This is a genomic window from Agromyces bracchium (assembly GCF_009709675.1).
Lineage (GTDB): Bacteria > Actinomycetota > Actinomycetes > Actinomycetales > Microbacteriaceae > Agromyces > Agromyces bracchium.
Genome location: NZ_WMLB01000019.1, coordinates 165,039 through 181,733 on the forward strand (window position 1 = coordinate 165,039; position 16,695 = coordinate 181,733).

Below are 16,695 nucleotides of genomic sequence, written 5' to 3' on the forward strand. Positions count from 1 at the left end.
GCATATGCCACTTCGTACACTCGTACGGTGACCACCGCGCCACCCGCCGACCCGATGATCGGCCGTCTCGTCGACGGCCGGTATCAGGTGCGCTCGCGCATCGCGAGAGGCGGCATGGCGACGGTCTACCTCGCGACCGACCTCCGCCTCGAGCGCCGGGTGGCGATCAAGATCATGCACGGCCACCTGGCCGACGACAACACGTTCAAGACGCGTTTCGTCCAGGAGGCGCGCTCTGCCGCCCGCCTCGCGCACCCGAACGTGGTCAACGTGTTCGACCAGGGACAGGACGCCGACATGGCGTATCTCGTCATGGAGTACCTGCCCGGCATCACGTTGCGCGACCTGCTGAAGGACTACAAGCGGCTCACGCCCGAGCAGACCGTCGACATCCTCGACGCGGTGCTCTCCGGACTCGCCGCCGCGCACAAGGCCGGCATCGTGCACCGCGACCTCAAGCCCGAGAACGTGCTGCTCGCCGATGACGGGCGCATCAAGCTCGGCGACTTCGGCCTGGCCCGCGCCGCGAGCGCGAACACGGCGACCGGGCAGGCGCTGCTCGGGACCATCGCCTACCTCTCCCCCGAGCTCGTGACGCGCGGCGTCGCCGACGCCCGCAGCGACATCTACGCGCTCGGCATCATGGCGTACGAGATGCTGACCGGCGAGCAGCCCTACGTCGGCGAGGCGCCGATGCAGATCGCGTACCAGCACGCCAACGAGTCGGTCCCGGCGCCGAGCACGAAGACGCCGTCGGTGCCGCCCGAGCTCGACGCGCTGGTGCTGTGGGCGACCTCGCGCGATCCCGACCAGCGGCCGGCCGATGCCCGGATCATGCTCGACCGCCTGCGCGAGGTCGAGCCGGCCCTGCGTCCGGCACGCCAGCACACGGCGATGCACGACACGCTCGTCATCGGCGGCGGCACGGACGCGCCCACGGCCGAGACCCGCGTGATCGCACCGCTCGGCGCACCGATCCCGACGGCGAGCGACGAGGACGACGACGCGGCCGAGCTCGAGCGGTCCGCGACGCGCCGCCGGAACCGCGGGTACTGGCTGCTCGCGCTCGTCCTGCTGCTGACCGGGCTCTCCGTGGGAACCGGATGGTACTTCGGCGCCGGCCCCGGTGCCCTGGCGAGCATCCCCGACACGGCCGAGATGCTTCCCCAGAACGCCACGCAGACGCTGGAGGAGGCGGGCTTCACCGTCGACCCCGCCGAGCGCAACGACCCGGTCGTGCCCGCCGGCCAGGTCATCGGCACCGACCCGCCCGCCGGAGACTTCGCGCGCCGGGGTTCGACCGTGACGATGTTCGTGTCGACCGGCCCGCAGATCCTCGCGGTCCCCGACGTCATCGGCCGGCCCGAGGCCGACGCTCGCGGGCAGCTGGCCGACTTCACCGTGGCGGAGGAGAGCGCGAAGCAGTTCTCGGCCGACGTCGAGGCGGGTCTCGTCCTCGCGGTGCTCGACGCCGAGGGCGCCGCCGTCGGCGCAGAGTACCCGGAGCTCGGCGCAGTGACCCTCCTCGTCTCCGTCGGTCCCGTGCCCCCGGTGGAAGGCCTCGCCGTCGGTGATGCGCAGTCGCGCCTGGAGACCGCGGGCCTCACCGTCGAGTTCGCCGACCCGAAGTTCTCGAACGAGGTCGCCGTCGACGTGGTCATCACGGCAGAGTGGCTCGACGACCCGATGAACCCCGGCGACGTCGTCCGACTCACCCTCTCGAAGGGCCCCGACCTCGTGGAGGTCCCGAACGTCGTGACCGGCCAGACCATCGCCGAGGCCCGGGCGCAGCTCGAGGAGGCCGGCTTCACGGTCGCCTCGAACGTGCCCGGATTCCTCGAAGGCGCGGTCGTGGCATCCGTGCAGGAGCCGGCGGCCGGCGACACGGTCGCCCGCGGGTCCGAGGTGACGGTCAACTTCCAGCCGTAGCCGGCATCCGGGCAGACGTCGACGGGCGACCGCGGCAGCCGTCTGCCGCGACCGCCCGTCGGTCGTCGCTCGCCGTCAGCGCGCGGCGAGCTCCTCGGCGACGAGGAACGCGAGCTCGAGCGACTGCATGTGGTTGAGCCGCGGGTCGCAGAGCGACTCGTAGCGCGTGGCCAGCGTGTCCTCGTCGATGTGCTCGGAACCGCCGAGGCACTCGGTGACGTCGTCGCCGGTGAGCTCGACGTGGATGCCGCCCGGGTGCGTGCCCGCAGCGCGGTGCGCCTGGAAGAAGCCGGCGACCTCGTCCATGACGTCGTCGAACCGTCGCGTCTTGTAGCCGGTCGGCGTCGTGATCCCGTTGCCGTGCATCGGGTCGGTCACCCACAGCGGATTCGCGTCGCTCCGCTTGATCGCCTCGAGCAGGGGCGGCAGGGCGTCGCGGATCTTGCCGGCCCCCATGCGCGTGATGAAGGTGAGGCGGCCCGGCTCGCGGTTCGGGTCGAGCTTCTCGACGAGCTCGATCATGACCTCGGGGGTCGTGGTCGGCCCGAGCTTCACGCCGATCGGGTTCCGCACGCGCGACAGGAAGTCGACGTGCGCGCCGTCGAGCTCGCGCGTGCGTTCGCCGATCCAGATGAAGTGCGCCGACGTGTTGTACGGCGTGCCCGTCCGCGAGTCGATGCGGGTCATGGGCCGCTCGTAGTCCATGAGCAGGCCCTCGTGGCCCGTGTAGAACTCGGTGCGACGGAGCTCGTCGAAGTCGGCGCCGCAGGCATCCATGAACTTCACCGCACGGTCGATCTCGCGAGCGAGCTTCTCGTACCTGGCGTTCGCCGGGTTCGCCGCGAAGCCCTGGTTCCACGCGTGCACCTGGCGCAGGTCGGCGAAGCCGCCCTGCGTGAACGCACGGATGAGGTTCAACGTCGACGCCGCCATGTGGTAGCCCTGCAGCAGACGCGACGGGTCGGCCGCGCGCGACTCGGGCGTGAAGTCGTAGCCGTTGACGATGTCACCGCGGTACGCGGGCAGCGTCACGCCGCCCCGGGTCTCGGAATCGCTCGAGCGGGGCTTGGCGAACTGGCCCGCCATCCGCCCCATCTTCACGACCGGCATCGAGGCGCCGTACGTGAGCACGACCGCCATCTGCAGGACCGTCTTCACCCGGTTCCGGATCTGGTCGGCGGTCGCTCCCGCGAAGGTCTCGGCGCAGTCGCCGCCCTGGAGGAGGAACGCCTCGCCGCGCGACGCGGCCGCGAGACGGTCGCGCAGCATGTCGACTTCGCCCGCGAACACGAGCGGCGGTAGCGTCGCCAGTTCAGCGGATGCCGCGTGCGCCGCCTCGGCGTCGGGCCAGCTCGGCTGCTGCTTGATGGGGAGCGTGCGCCAATAGTCGAGGCCGGCAATCACGGAGGGATCTGCATTCACGACCGGCTCGACGAGCTGTACCACTGGACTGTCCTGAGGGTTCGGGCGCACGCGGCGCTGAAACGGAAACCGGCGCCGCACGTCGCGACGCCGTGGGTCCAGCCTACCGTGGGGCGACGGTGCGTTACCCCGACGTCGTCTGGGCGGCGCGCTGCTCCCTGAGGGTGCTCGCGTACACGTCGACGTACTCCTGCGAGCTGAGCGCCCGCAGGTCGTACACGAGCTCGTCGGTCACGGAGCGGAGCACGAAGCGGTCGCCCTCCATGCCGTGGAAGCGCGAGAAGTCGAGCGGCTCGCCGAAGACGATGCCGACGCGCCGCACCTTGGGCAGCCGCGTGCCGATGGGCATGATCTCGGCCGTCCCGATCATCGCGACGGGGACGACCGGGACCCCGGCCTCGAGCACCATGCGGGCGACGCCCGTGCGCCCGCGGTAGAGCTTGCCGTCCGGGCTGCGGGTGCCCTCCGGGTAGATGCCGAGGATGCGGCCCTCGCCGAGCACGCGCAGGCCCGTGTTCAGGGACGCCTCGGACGCCTTGCCGCCCGATCGGTCGATGGGGAGCTGACCCGCGGCCTGGAAGAACATCCGCGTCGCCCAGCCCTTGAGGCCCTTGCCGGTGAAGTACTCGCTCTTGGCGAGGAAGACGACCGGGCGGTCGACGATGAGCGGCAGGAAGATCGAGTCGATGAACGAGAGGTGGTTGGAGGCGAGGATCACGGGACCCTCCTTGGGGACCTTTTCGAGCCCGACGACCCACGGGCGGAAGATCGAGAGGAGCAGCGGCCCCACCACGATGTGCTTCATGATCCAGTAGAACACCCCGGTCCTCCGTCTCGTCCCGCTGCCCGGCAAGCCTAGCGCCGTCGGCGTCAGGCGTGCTCCTCCACCCAGACGCGCGCGAGGTCGGCCGCGCCGACGACGCCGGCGTCGTTGACGAGTTCGGCGATCACGAAGTCGGGCTCGGGATGGTAGCCACGTGCGGGGAGGTGCTCCAGGTACGCCTCGCGGATCGGCGCCAGCAGCAACTCCCCCGCGACCGCGACCCCGCCGCCGAACACGAACCGCTGCGGGTCGAGCACCGCCGACAGGCTCGCCGACGCTTCGCCGAGCCATCGCCCGAGCTGCCGCAGCGCGGCGACCGCACCCGGGTCCTCCGCGGCGATCAGTCCGCCCACGATCGCGCCGTCGAGCGCGCCGTGCTCCTCCCGTGCTCGAGCGAGGTTCTGCCCGATGCCCCCGGCGTCCGCGATCTCGTTCGCCATGCGCAGCAGGGCGCGCCCGGACCCGTACTGCTCGAGGCATCCGTGCTGGCCGCAGCCGCAGGCCACGCCGTTCGGCACCAGCCGGATGTGGCCGAGCTCGGCGCCCGCGCCGAATCCGCCGCGGAAGAGCCGGTCGCCGGCGACGATGGCGCCGCCGACGCCCGTGCCGATCGTCAGCATGACCATGTCTGAGACCATGCGCCCCGCACCGAAGCGGAACTCCGCCCAGCCGGCCGCGTTCGCGTCGTTCTCGACCACGACGTTGCCGCCCACGCGCGCCTCGAGCTTCTCCCGGAACGGCTCGTTGCGCCAATCGATGTTCGGCGCGTAGTACACGGTCGACTGCGCGGCGTCGATGAACCCGGCCGCTGCGACCCCCACCGCATCGATGCGATCGCCGCCCGCGAGTTCGCCGATCATGGCCACGACCGAGTCCTCGAGGGCAGTCGTGTCGACGGGCGTCGGCACCCTGGCCGAGCGGACGATGACTCCGAGCTCGTCGACCACGGCGCCCGCGATCTTGGTGCCGCCGATGTCGATGCCGATCGCGTGCACGTCGAACGCCTTTCGCCTGGGGTGAGTGGGTCTGAACAGCCGGTGAGGTCCCCGCTGCACCGACTAGAGTGTAGTCAACCCCACAGCAGTGGTCGTGCGGCCCCGAACCCGCCCGGCCCTCCCGGTGCCGAAGGAGCTACCGTGATCGAGTTCACCACCGCGCCCCTGGTCCCCGCCGACCCCGACGCGAACACCACAGACCTGCTGGTCGACCGGGTCAAGGCGACGCCCGACTCGGTGCTCTTCTCCCTGCCGACCGCCGGTGGCGGGTGGAGCCCGGTCACGACGCGCGAATTCCACGAGCAGGTCGTCCGCCTGGCGAAGGGCCTCGTCGCCGCGGGCATCCAGCCTGGCGACAAGATCGGGCTGATGAGCAAGACCCGGTACGAGTGGACGCTGATCGACTTCGCGGCGTGGTTCGCCGGCGCGATCCTCGTGCCCGTGTACGAGACGAGCTCGCCCGCCCAGGTGCGCTGGAACCTCGGCGACTCCGGGGCGATCGCGGTCATCCTCGAGACGGCCGACCACTTCGCACGGTTCGACGAGGTGCACCCCGATCTCCCGGCGATCCGCAACGTCTGGCAGATCGACCTCGGCGACCTCGACAAGCTCGCCGCGTCGGGCACCGACGTTCCCGACGAGGAGATCGAGCGACGCCGCAACCTCGCCGTGGGCTCCGACATCGCCACGCTGATCTACACCTCGGGCTCCACGGGCAAGCCCAAGGGCTGCGTGCTCACCCACGCGAACTTCGTCGAGCTCTGCCGCAACTCGGCGGTCGCGCTCGAGGAGGTCGTGCTCGACCCGAACGGCGCCTCGACCCTGCTGTTCATCACCACGGCGCACATCTTCGCCCGTTTCATCTCGGTGCTCTGCGTGCACGCGGGCGTCCGCGTCGGCCACCAGCCCGACACCAAGCAGCTGCTCCCCTCGCTCGGCAGCTTCAAGCCGACCTTCCTCCTCGCGGTCCCCCGCGTCTTCGAGAAGGTCTACAACGTGTCGGAGCAGAAGGCCGAGGCCGGCGGCAAGGGCAAGATCTTCCACGCCGCAGCCGAGACCGCCGTCGCCTACTCCACCGCTCAGGAGTCGGGCGCGAAGATCCCGCTCGGGCTGAAGCTGAAGTTCGCGCTCTTCGACCGACTGGTCTTCTCGAAGCTGCGTACTGCCATGGGCGGCAACGTCAAGTACGCCGTCTCCGGCTCGGCGCCGCTCGGCCCCCGACTCGGCCACTTCTACCACGCGCTCGGCATCACCATCCTCGAGGGCTACGGCCTCACCGAGACCACTGCACCGGCGACCGTCAACCTCGCCCACCGGTCCAAGATCGGCACCGTCGGACCGGCGCTGCCGGGCGTGTCGGTTCGGCTCGCCGACGACGGCGAGATCCAGGTCAAGGGCATCAACGTCTTCAAGGAGTACTGGAAGAACCCGGCGGCCACGGCCGAGACCTTCGACGGCGAGTGGTTCAAGACGGGCGACGTCGGCGCCTTCGATGCCGACGGCTTCCTCACGATCACCGGCCGGAAGAAGGAGATCATCGTCACCGCCGGCGGCAAGAACGTCGCGCCGGCCGCCCTCGAGGACCCGATCCGGGCGAACCCGCTCGTCGGACAGGTCGTCGTGGTCGGCGACCAGAAACCGTTCATCTCGGCACTGGTCACGCTCGACCCCGAGATGCTCCCGGTCTGGCTGAACAACCACGGCGAGGACGCCGGGATGAGCGTCCACGAGGCCGCGAAGAGCCCGATGGTCCTCGCCGAGGTGCAGCGGGCGATCGACGCCGCGAACGAGAACGTCTCCCGTGCCGAATCGATCCGCAAGTTCGTGATCCTGCCGACCGAGTTCACCGAGGAGAGCGGTCACCTCACGCCGAAGATGAGCATCAAGCGCAACGTCATCCTCGAGGACTTCTCCGCCGAGATCGACGGGCTCTACTCGGGGGCGCCGGCGACCGAGGGCCACTCGATCATCAGCTGACCCGACCTCGAAACGGATGCCCCGCGGCTCGCGCCGCGGGGCATCCGTCATCTCCGCCTGCCCGCCCGGGCGGGCAGGCGCACGGTCGACTCAGAACCAGTCGGATTCGCGCACGGCACGCATCGCCGCGCGACGCTCGTCCTTCTCGAGGCGATCGAGGTAGAGCACGCCGTCGAGGTGGTCGGTCTCGTGCTGGAGCGCCTGAGCCATGAGCCCTTCACCGGCCAACTCGATCTCGTTGCCGTCGAGGTCGATGCCGCGCACCCGCGCGAAGGGATGCCGCGGCGTCTTGTGCCAGAGCCCTGGAACCGACAGGCAGCCCTCGTCGACGAGTTCGGGGTCGCCCACGACCTCGACGAGGACCGGGTTGATGATGTAGCCGATCTCCCCGTCGACGTTGTAGCTGAACACGCGGAGGTTCACGCCGATCTGGGGAGCCGCGACACCCGCGCGCCCGGGAAGCCGGACGCTGTCGACGAGGTCTTCGACGAGGGATCGGACGCGGTCGTCGACGAGGTCGACGGGGCTCGAGACGGTCTTCAGGACGGGGTCGCCGAACAGGCGAATGGGACGTTCCGGCAATGGTGCTCCGTGTTCAGTGCCCGCGTTCGACGGGCAGGCCTTCCACCACGAGGGCGGCGAGTTCGCGGGCCGAGTGCTGGGTCACCGGACGCAGGTCGCTCCAGTTCACCACCGACCCCGCTGCGAGCTGCGGGTCGTACGGGATCCGCACGATCTCGCGCACGCGAGACTGGAAGTGGGCCTCGATCTCGTCGACCTTGACGAGGTGCGTGCCCTGCGTGGCCAGGTTGATCGCGACGACGGCATTGCGGACGAGTTCGCCGTACCCGTTCGCCTCGAGCCACGTCAGCGTCTCGCTGGCGAGCCGCGCCTCGTCGACGCTGCCGCCCGAGACGATCACGATCGAGTCGGCCCGCTGCAGCGTCGCCCGCATCACCGAGTGGACGATCCCCGTGCCGCAGTCGGTGAGCACGAGCGAGTAGTACCGTGCCGCGAGCCCGGCGACGACGTTGTAGTCGTTGTCGTCGAACGCTTCGGACAACGTGGGATCGGTATCCGAGGCGAGGATGTCGAGTCGCGTCTCGTCCCGCGAGACGAACCTCGAGAAGTCGGTGTACCCACCGATCGACGACGCCTTCGCGACGACGTCGCGCACCGTCTCCCTCGTCTGCCGGTCGACGCGTTCCGCGAGGGTGCCCCGGTCGGGGTTCGCGTCGATCGCGATGATCCGGTCGTCCCGCGCGTCGGCGAGGGCCATGCCGAGAAGCGCGGTCACGGTCGTCTTGCCGACGCCGCCCTTGCGCGTGAGGACCGGGACGAAGCGCGCCCCGCCCTCGAAGCGACGACGGATGCGCTCGCTCATCTCCTTGTGGGCTCGGACCTTCGCCGAGTCGCCGAGGTTGACCAGGTGGAAGGTGGCCTCGTAGAGGAGACGGTTCATGCCGCCCTGAGGCGCCGGTCGCGTCGTGCGGTTGAGGTCGATCAGGCGGTCCGCCGTCAGCGACTCCGCGGTCTCCGGCACCTCGGCCGGAACGACCGCCGACTCGCCGTCGGCGACGATCGCGACATGCGAGCCCGTATCGGTCGTGACCCGCTCGCGACGCAGCCGCGCACCGTCGGCGGCGAGGAGCGCGCCATACGGCGACGTGTCGTGTCGGCCGGCGGAGCGGTAGCCGGCTCCCGCCAGCGCGGGAACCACGTCGACTGAGGTGGTACCCGTCGTCACCGCCGTCAGGTCGCCCGGGTCGACGGCGACGTCGTCGATCGCCACCGCCACCTCGTCGTCGGGCATGACCCGAGCCGGAGCCGGTGGAAGGTCGACGTGGACATCGACGTCGTCGGCCGCGTGCGCACCGCCCGACCGCGCACGGTCGGCAGTGGTCCGGGAGACGGGGCGGCGAGTGCCGCGGTTCGGATCGTCATCGTGCTCTGCCACCGATTCCCCTCCTCATCAGTGCGGAACAGTCCCGAGTCTAACCCGGGCGTACGACGACGAGCAGATCACCCGCCTCCACCTGCTGGGTCTTCGGGATGGCGACCCGCTCGACGACGCCGGCGACCGGCGACGTGATCGCGGCCTCCATCTTCATCGCCTCGATGGATGCCACGGCCTGTCCCGCCTCGATCTCGGCACCGGCCTCGACCTGCAGGGTCACCACGCCGGAGAACGGCGCCGCGATGTGACCGGGCTGCGAGGCATCCGCCTTCTCGGCCGCCCGGGACTCGACGGTGATGCTTCGGTCTCGGACGAACACCGGCCGGAGCTGGCCGTTCAGGATCGTCATCACGGTGCGCATGCCCTTGTCGTCGGCCTCGCCGATCGCCTCGAGACCGGCGTAGAGGCGGACGCCCCGGTCGATCTCGACGACGTGCTCGGAGCCGGGACGCAGTCCGTACAGGTAGTCCGCGGTGTCGACGACCGACAGGTCGCCGAACAGCTCTCGGATCTGCTCGAACTGGCGCGTCGGCGCGGGGAACAGCAGCGAGTTGAGCAGCGCCTGCCGCTCGACCCCGGGCTCGGCGAGCCCGCGACGCTGCGCGTGCGTGAGTTCCGTGACCCCGACGCGGACGTCGCGACCCGCGAGCACCTTCGTGCGGAACGGCTCGGGCCAGCCGCCCGGCAGGTCGCCGAGCTCTCCGGCCATGAAGCCGATGACCGAGTCGGGTACGTCGTACTTCTCGGGGTTCTCCGCGAAGTCGGCCGGGTCGGCCTTGACGGCCGCGAGGTGCAGGGCGAGGTCGCCGACCACCTTCGACGACGGCGTCACCTTCGGCACGCGGCCGAGGATCTCGTTCGCCGCGGCGTACATGTCCTCGATGAGCTCGAAGTCGTCGGCGAGCCCCAGGGCGATCGCCTGCTGGCGGAGGTTCGACAGTTGGCCGCCGGGGATCTCGTGGTGGTACACGCGACCGGTCGGGCCGGGCAGGCCCGACTCGAACGGACGGTAGATCCGTCGGACGGCCTCCCAGTACGGCTCGAGGTCGGACACCGCGTCGAGCGGGATCCCGGTGTCGCGGTCGGTGTGCGCGAGCGCGGCGACGAGCGCGGACGCCGAGGGCTGGCTCGTGGTCCCCGCCATGGGCGCGCTGGCGACGTCGACCGCGTCGACCCCGGCCCGGCTGGCCGCGAGCAGCGTCGCGAGCTGACCGCCGGCGGTGTCGTGCGTGTGCAGGTGCACGGGCAGGTCGAACCGCTCGCGGAGGGCTGCGACGAGCTTCTCCGCCGCGGCCGGGCGGAGCAGGCCCGCCATGTCCTTGATCGCGAGCACGTGGGCGCCGGCGGCGACGATCTCGTCGGCGAGACGGAGGTAGTAGTCGAGCGTGTAGAGGTCCTCGCGCGGGTCGAGCAGGTCGCCGGTGTAGCAGACCGCGACCTCGGCGATCGCGGTCTCCGTGGCGAGGACGGCCTCGATCGCCGGACGCATCTGCGCGACGTCGTTCAGCGCATCGAAGATGCGGAAGATGTCGACGCCCGTCGTCGCCGCCTCCTGCACGAACGCGTCGGTGACCTCGGTCGGGTACGGCGTGTAGCCGACGGTGTTGCGGCCGCGCAGCAGCATCTGGATGTTGATGTTCGGCAGCGCCTCGCGCAGCGCGCCGAGCCGCTCCCACGGGTCCTCGCCGAGGAAGCGCAGCGCGACGTCGTAGGTCGCCCCACCCCAGGCCTCGACCGAGAGCAGCTGCGGCGTCATCCGGGCGACGTACGGCGCGACCGCGACGAGGTCCTTCGTCCGGACGCGCGTCGCGAGGAGCGACTGGTGGGCGTCGCGGAACGTCGTCTCGGTGACGGCGAGCGGCGTCTGGGCGCGGAGCGCCGCCGCGAAGCCGGTCGGTCCGAGCTCGAGCAGGCGCTGACGCGAGCCGGCCGGAGCGGGTGCCGTCAGGTCGATCTCGGGCAGCTTCTCGGCGGGCGACACGGTCGTCGGCGCCGGGCCGTTCGGCTGGTTGACCGTGACGTCGGCCAGCCAGTTCAGGATCTTCGTGCCGCGGTCCTTCGAGACCCGCCCGCGCACGAGCTGCGGTCGCTCGTCGATGAAGGAGGTGCTGAGGTCGCCGCTCATGAAGTGCGGGTCGTCCATCACCGCCTGGAGGAACGGGATGTTGGTGGACACGCCGCGGATCCGGAACTCGGCGAGGGCGCGCTTCGTGCGCGTGACCGCCTGCTGGTAGTCGCGGCCCCGGCAGATGAGCTTCGCCAGCATGGAGTCGAAGTGCGGGCTGATCTGCGCGCCCGGGTTGACCGTGCCGCCGTCGAGGCGGATGCCCGCGCCGCCCGGCGAGCGGTACGTCGTGATCTTGCCCGTATCGGGACGGAAGTTCGCGGTCGGGTCCTCGGTCGTGATGCGGCACTGCAGCGCCGCGCCGCGCAGGTGGATCCGGTCCTGCGTCAGGCCGAGGTCCTCGAGGCTCTCCCCCGCCGCGATGCGCATCTGCGCGACGACGAGGTCGACGTCGGTGACCTCCTCGGTCACGGTGTGCTCGACCTGGATGCGCGGGTTCATCTCGATGAAGACGTGCTGGCCGGCGCGCTCGCCCGCCGTGTCGAGCAGGAACTCGACCGTGCCGGCGTTCGCGTACCCGATCGACTTCGCGAACGCGACCGCATCGCGGTAGAGCGACTCGCGGACGTCGTCGGCGAGGTTCGGCGCCGGAGCGATCTCGACGACCTTCTGGTGGCGCCGCTGGACCGAGCAGTCGCGCTCGAAGAGGTGCACGGTCTCGCCCGTGGCATCCGCCAGCACCTGCACCTCGATGTGTCGGGGACGGAGGACGGCCTGCTCGAGGAACATGGTCGGGTCGCCGAAGGCGCTGTCGGCCTCGCGCATCGCCTCCTCGAGGGAGCGGCGCAGGTCCTCGCGACGGTCGACGCGACGCATTCCGCGGCCGCCGCCGCCCGCCACGGCCTTCGCGAAGATCGGGAAGCCGATCTCGTCGGCCTGCGCGAGGAGCGCCTCGACGTCGGTCGACGGCTCGGTCGACTTCAGCACCGGCACGCCCGCCGCGATGGCCTGCTGCTTCGCGGTCACCTTGTTGCCCGCCATCTCGAGCACGCGAGTGGGCGGACCGATGAAGGTGATGCCGGCGTCGGCCGCGGCCTGCGCCAACTCGGGGTTCTCCGACAGGAAGCCGTACCCCGGGTAGATCGCGTCCGCGCCCGACTCCTTCGCGACGCGGATGATCTCCGACACGTCGAGGTAGGCGCGAACCGGATGACCCTGCTCGCCGATCTGGTACGCCTCGTCGGCCTTCAGCCGGTGCAGCGAGTTGCGGTCTTCATACGGAAAGACGGCGACGGTCTTCGCACCGAGTTCGACGGCGGCACGGAACGCGCGAATGGCGATCTCACCGCGATTGGCGACCAGGATCTTCGAGAACATGCAGGCCTTTCCGATGGGGGTCTTCCGCACAGCGAACATTTAGGTATCGCCGTGCGAGTAACGGTAACGTATTCGCTCGTGCACGTTCTCTCGGTCAGTTCCCTGAAGGGCGGGGTCGGCAAGACCACCGTCACCCTCGGGCTGGCGTCGGCCGCCTTCGCGCGAGGCGTGCGAACACTGGTCGTCGACCTCGACCCGCAGTCCGACGTCTCGACGGGCATGGACATCCAGGTGTCCGGCCACCTCAACGTCGCCGACGTACTCGCGTCGCCGAAGGAGAAGATCGTCCGCTCGGCGATCGCTCCCAGCGGATGGACGAGGTCCAACCCGCAATCGACCATCGACGTCATGATCGGCAGCCCGTCGGCGATCAACTACGACGGGCCGCACCCGTCGATCCGCGACATCTGGAAGCTCGAGGAGGCGCTCGCCAACGTCGAGTCCGACTACGAGCTGGTCCTCATCGACTGCGCGCCGTCCCTGAACGCCCTGACCCGGACCGCCTGGGCCGCGAGCGACCGCGTCGCGGTCGTCACCGAGCCCGGCCTGTTCTCCGTGGCGGCCGCCGATCGCGCGCTCCGCGCCATCGAGGAGATCCGGCGCGGGCTCTCCCCCCGCCTGCAGCCCCTCGGCATCATCGTGAACCGCGCGCGCGTGCAGTCGCTCGAACACCAGTTCCGCATCAAGGAGCTGCGCGACATGTTCGGCCCGCTCGTGCTCAGCCCGCAGCTGCCGGAACGCACCTCCCTCCAGCAGGCGCAAGGGGCCGCGAAGCCGCTGCACATGTGGCCGGGCGAGAGCGCGGAAGAGATGTCGAGTCACTTCGACCATCTGCTCGACCGCGTGCTGCGCGCCGCTCGGATCGGCGACTACGGACAGTCGCCCGCCGCGCAGATGGAGCTCGACGCCCCGCGCTGAGTCGTGCGGGCGACGTCACACGACGTCATGTTCCGCGCGCGAACACGGTCGCCGCGCCGATCACGTCGATCGCGCGCGGACTCGATCGCGGCCGGACACGGGCGCAGGTGGCGTCAGGAGATCCTGCGCGACGCGCGCGCCCGGCGCGCAGCCAGTTCGTCGACGTGGTCGGCCTGCTGCGTGTCGAGTTCGACGAGCGTGGACTCGACCTCGCGCAGCACCTTCCCGACCGCGATGCCGAAGACGCCCTGCCCGCGGTTGACGAGGTCGATGACCTCGTCGTCGGACGTGCACAGGTACACGCTCGCGCCATCGCTCATGAGGGTCGTCTGGGCGAGGTCGTCGATCCCCGCCTCGCGCAACTGGGTCACGGCGACGCGGATCTGCTGGAGCGAGATGCCCGTGTCGAGCAGACGCTTCACCAGCTTCAGGACCAGGATGTCGCGGAAGCCGTACAGCCGCTGCGAGCCGGAGCCCGCTGCGCCGCGCACCGTGGGCTCGACGAGCTGGGTCCGAGCCCAGTAATCGAGCTGCCGGTAGCTGATGCCCGCGGCCCTGGCGGCGACCGCGCCCCGATAGCCGGTGCCGTCGTCGTGCTCCGGGAGGCCGTCGGTGAAGAGCAGTCCGAGGTCGTAGCGTGTTCGTTCGCTCCGATCGAGCTCGGTCATCCGATCGCCCCTCTACTCTCGTCGTCGCCGCGGCGGCGCGGAGTCAACGCTACCCACGCCGACCATCGGAGTCGAGGACATCGGGCCGAACGTCACGGCGTGTCGCCCGCTCAGTGCGCGTGGCGGTCGAGCGTGTCGCGCAGCACCGCGGCATGGACGACCGCGAGGCGATCGCCCAGTTCCCTCGCGCGCTCCGCGCTCCGGGCACGCCCGGCGGGGTCGGGGCGCCGCTCGGGGGCGATCGCCCGTTCGACGAGCTCGGCCTGACGCTCCACCGATGCGCGCAGTCCCCGCAGGTGACGCGGCTCGATTCCACTCGCGCGCAACGCGGCCAGCGCCGCGAGCAGGTCCCTCGCCTCGGGGCCGTAGACCTCGGCGGGACGGATGAGCGAGGCGCCGATGGCCTCGTCGAGCAGCGCGGCAGGGGCGCCGGCGGCGCGGAGGAGTTCGTCACGGGAGTATCGGGGCGCGGTCGCTCGGAACGCCGCCGCATCGACGACGCCGGGCAGTGCGGGCGTGCGGCCCGCGTCGATCTCGTCGAGGTGCGCCCGGATGACCTTCAACGGGAGGTAGTGGTCGCGCTGCATCGAGAGCACGACCGTGATCCGCTCGATGTCGGCCGGCGAGAACTTGCGGTATCCCGCCGCCGTGCGGGCGGGCGTGATGAGGCCCTGTTCCTCGAGGAAGCGGAGCTTCGACGGGGTCAGTTCCGGGAACTCCGGTTGGAGTCTCGCCAGGACCTGGCCGATGCCGAGCAGCGGCGGGGCGTGAGCCGGACGCCGCGCCGCGGCGCCCTCGCTCACCCGGTGCCCGTCGGCGCGAGGTCGTGTCGCGATGCGTAGAACGTGAGGCGGTACTTGCCGATCTGGACCTCGGCTCCGTCGCTCAGCAGCGCCGTCTCGATCCTGATGCCGTCGAAGTAGGTGCCGTTCAGCGAGTTGAGGTCGCGGACCTCGAAGGCCGTGCCGTGGCGCACGAACTCGGCGTGCTTGCGCGAGACGGTCACGTCGTCGAGGAAGATGTCGGCGTCGGGGTGCCGGCCGACCGAGGTGACCTCGGTGTCGAGGAGGAATCGGGCGCCGACGTTCGGACCGCGTCGGACGATGAGCAGCGCGGACGCGGACGGCAGTGCCGCGATGGCCTCCTGCTCGGCCGCGCTCACGTCGGCGTCGAGCGCACTCAACTGCGCCGCGGCCTCGCGGCTGAACCCCATCGTGGTGTCGTTCGGCTGGCCGACGCGATGCGCCGACGTCTCAGCCGACGGCTCGCGCTCCTCGCCGTTCGCGCCGGTCTGGGTCATGTCGGAATCCGCCACCGCTAACCTCCCGGCTCAAGCGTATCGGATGCCGGTGGCCCGGACACCCGCGTCTCACGGACGACACGCGCGGTCTCGATCGCGTAGATGACGCCGGCCCACCAGTACAGGAACGCGCCCCAGATCGTGACCGCCCACCCGAACGGTTCGCTGACCGGGAGCAGGACCGGGAACGCCAGCCCGAGCATGATGATCGGGATGCCGGTGAAGAGCGCGAACGTCGCCGCCTTGCCGAGCTGGTGGACCGGGAGCGGCCCGTACCCGTGGTTCGCGAGCACGACGCCGAGGACGAGCAGGAACACGTCGCGCGCGACGATCACCACCACGATCCACCACGGCACGAGCTCGTTCGCGGCCAGGCCGATGAGCGCCGCGAAGATGTAGAGGCGGTCGGCGGCGGGATCGAGCAGCTGGCCGAGCCGCGTGACCTGGCCGAGCCGGCGCGCGAGGAAGCCGTCGAGCAGGTCGCTGAAGCTGGCGACGACGAGCACGACGAGCGCGGGGACGTACTCGCCGAGGATCACGAGGACGAGGAAGACCGGCACGAGCAGGAGCCGGAGCATGCTCAGCAGGTTGGGCAGCGTCCAGATCCGATCCGACACCCCCGTGCTCTTCTCGGCCACGTTCCGATCCTAGCGAGCGGACGGGTCCCGGAGCCGGGCGCGCAACGCCGGCCAGGCCTCGGCGAAGCGCGGATGCAGCGGCAGTGCGTCGACCGCCGCGAGCGGCGTCCACCTCAGCGCGATGCTCTCGGGGTCGGCCAGGCGGGGCTCGAAGCGCCTCGCGGCGTCGGCCACGACCGTGGTGTACGACCAGAACCCGAGGTCGAGCACGCTCTCGAACCGCGCGGCGACGATGCCCGCCGGCATCCCCGTCTCCTCGGTCGCCTCGCGCACCGCCGCGTCGAGCGCCGACTCGCCGCGATGACGGGCCCCGCCGGGAATGCCCCAGGTGCCGCCGAAGTGGCTCCACGCCGCCCGGTGCTGCAGCAGCACCGCCCCGCTCGGCTCGACGAGCAGCAGCCCGGCCGCACCGTACCGACCCCAGTACCGGGCACCGCCGGGGCCCTCCGCCCAGCCGTCCCCGCTCTCGCCCGTCACCCGTCCAGCATGACGCACGATCCGCCCTGCGCGACATCCGTCGACCCCGCGCCGTCTTGGTCCAACTTTCGGTTGTTCCGCCGCGGTCGGACCCGCTGCTAGCTTCGGGGACACGAACTCCGGTTCGTCGCATCGCCCAACGGACGAGG

Annotated in this window: 14 protein-coding genes; 3 read left to right on the forward strand and 11 right to left on the reverse strand. The window is 70.7% G+C overall.

The window, feature by feature from the left end:
- Positions 1–27: 27 nt before the first annotated feature.
- Positions 28–1,929 carry a Stk1 family PASTA domain-containing Ser/Thr kinase gene (gene pknB / locus GJ743_RS08050; RefSeq protein ID WP_425545777.1) on the forward strand — a complete coding sequence of 634 codons (1,902 nt, stop codon included), beginning with the start codon at positions 28–30 and terminating at the stop codon, positions 1,927–1,929.
- 75 nt (positions 1,930–2,004) lie between these two features.
- On the opposite strand, the gene GJ743_RS08055 is transcribed toward pknB, so the two are convergent.
- The 3 genes from GJ743_RS08055 to GJ743_RS08065 form a co-directional block, all read right to left on the reverse strand.
- Positions 2,005–3,375 (reverse strand): class II 3-deoxy-7-phosphoheptulonate synthase, encoded by a 1,371-nt coding sequence (locus GJ743_RS08055; RefSeq protein WP_376862049.1) that lies wholly within the window; start codon positions 3,373–3,375, stop codon positions 2,005–2,007.
- Positions 3,376–3,475: 100 nt separating this feature from the next.
- On the reverse strand, positions 3,476–4,171 hold the full coding sequence (locus GJ743_RS08060; protein ID WP_328288945.1) for a lysophospholipid acyltransferase family protein: 696 nt from the start codon (positions 4,169–4,171) through the stop codon (positions 3,476–3,478).
- A gap of 50 nt (positions 4,172–4,221) precedes the next feature.
- Positions 4,222–5,169 (reverse strand): ROK family glucokinase, encoded by a 948-nt coding sequence (locus GJ743_RS08065; protein WP_328288946.1) that lies wholly within the window; start codon positions 5,167–5,169, stop codon positions 4,222–4,224.
- Positions 5,170–5,310: 141 nt separating this feature from the next.
- Here GJ743_RS08065 and GJ743_RS08070 point away from each other — a divergent pair, with 141 nt between their 5' ends.
- On the forward strand, positions 5,311–7,146 hold the full coding sequence (locus GJ743_RS08070) for an AMP-dependent synthetase/ligase (protein WP_328288947.1): 1,836 nt from the start codon (positions 5,311–5,313) through the stop codon (positions 7,144–7,146).
- Positions 7,147–7,236: 90 nt separating this feature from the next.
- Here GJ743_RS08070 and def read toward each other — a convergent pair whose 3' ends face one another.
- The 3 genes from def to GJ743_RS08085 are packed head-to-tail and all read right to left on the reverse strand — an operon-like array spanning position 7,237 to position 12,545.
- Positions 7,237–7,728 carry a peptide deformylase gene (gene def, locus GJ743_RS08075; protein ID WP_155051361.1) on the reverse strand — a complete coding sequence of 164 codons (492 nt, stop codon included), beginning with the start codon at positions 7,726–7,728 and terminating at the stop codon, positions 7,237–7,239.
- Positions 7,729–7,741: 13 nt separating this feature from the next.
- Positions 7,742–9,103 carry a MinD/ParA family ATP-binding protein gene (locus tag GJ743_RS08080; protein ID WP_328288948.1) on the reverse strand — a complete coding sequence of 454 codons (1,362 nt, stop codon included), beginning with the start codon at positions 9,101–9,103 and terminating at the stop codon, positions 7,742–7,744.
- Between the two features lie 37 nt (positions 9,104–9,140).
- On the reverse strand, positions 9,141–12,545 hold the full coding sequence (locus GJ743_RS08085; RefSeq protein WP_155051362.1) for a pyruvate carboxylase: 3,405 nt from the start codon (positions 12,543–12,545) through the stop codon (positions 9,141–9,143).
- Between the two features lie 78 nt (positions 12,546–12,623).
- Between GJ743_RS08085 and GJ743_RS08090 the strand changes: the two genes are divergently transcribed.
- Positions 12,624–13,463 (forward strand): ParA family protein, encoded by an 840-nt coding sequence (locus GJ743_RS08090; protein ID WP_328288958.1) that lies wholly within the window; start codon positions 12,624–12,626, stop codon positions 13,461–13,463.
- Between the two features lie 113 nt (positions 13,464–13,576).
- Here the strand turns inward: GJ743_RS08090 and GJ743_RS08095 are convergent, their stop codons facing one another.
- The 5 genes from GJ743_RS08095 to GJ743_RS19510 all read right to left on the reverse strand — a co-directional run bounded on the left by GJ743_RS08095 (position 13,577) and on the right by GJ743_RS19510 (position 16,546).
- Complete coding sequence (locus tag GJ743_RS08095) at positions 13,577–14,131, reverse strand: MerR family transcriptional regulator (protein ID WP_155051363.1); 555 nt, start codon at positions 14,129–14,131, stop codon at positions 13,577–13,579.
- Between the two features lie 110 nt (positions 14,132–14,241).
- Positions 14,242–14,934: a transcriptional regulator FtsR gene (gene ftsR, locus GJ743_RS08100; RefSeq protein WP_328288949.1), complete on the reverse strand. Its 693-nt coding sequence runs from the start codon at positions 14,932–14,934 to the stop codon at positions 14,242–14,244.
- A complete protein-coding gene (locus tag GJ743_RS08105; protein ID WP_129234341.1) occupies positions 14,931–15,431 on the reverse strand; it encodes an FHA domain-containing protein in 501 nt (166 codons plus the stop codon). The genes ftsR and GJ743_RS08105 overlap by 4 nt, the downstream gene beginning before the upstream one ends.
- A gap of 17 nt (positions 15,432–15,448) precedes the next feature.
- Positions 15,449–16,069: a CDP-alcohol phosphatidyltransferase family protein gene (locus GJ743_RS08110; RefSeq protein WP_328288950.1), complete on the reverse strand. Its 621-nt coding sequence runs from the start codon at positions 16,067–16,069 to the stop codon at positions 15,449–15,451.
- A gap of 9 nt (positions 16,070–16,078) precedes the next feature.
- Positions 16,079–16,546, reverse strand: a complete 468-nt coding sequence (locus GJ743_RS19510; RefSeq protein ID WP_328288951.1) for an NUDIX domain-containing protein — start codon at positions 16,544–16,546, stop codon at positions 16,079–16,081.
- Between the last annotated feature and the right edge of the window lie 149 nt (positions 16,547–16,695).

Coding starts and splice junctions, on each gene's coding strand:
- GJ743_RS08095 (WP_155051363.1), bottom strand. CDS start 14,131: ATGACCGAGCTCGATCGGAGCGAACGAACACGCTACGACCTCGGACTG.
- GJ743_RS08105 (WP_129234341.1), bottom strand. CDS start 15,431: ATGACCCAGACCGGCGCGAACGGCGAGGAGCGCGAGCCGTCGGCTGAG.
- GJ743_RS08085 (WP_155051362.1), bottom strand. CDS start 12,545: ATGTTCTCGAAGATCCTGGTCGCCAATCGCGGTGAGATCGCCATTCGC.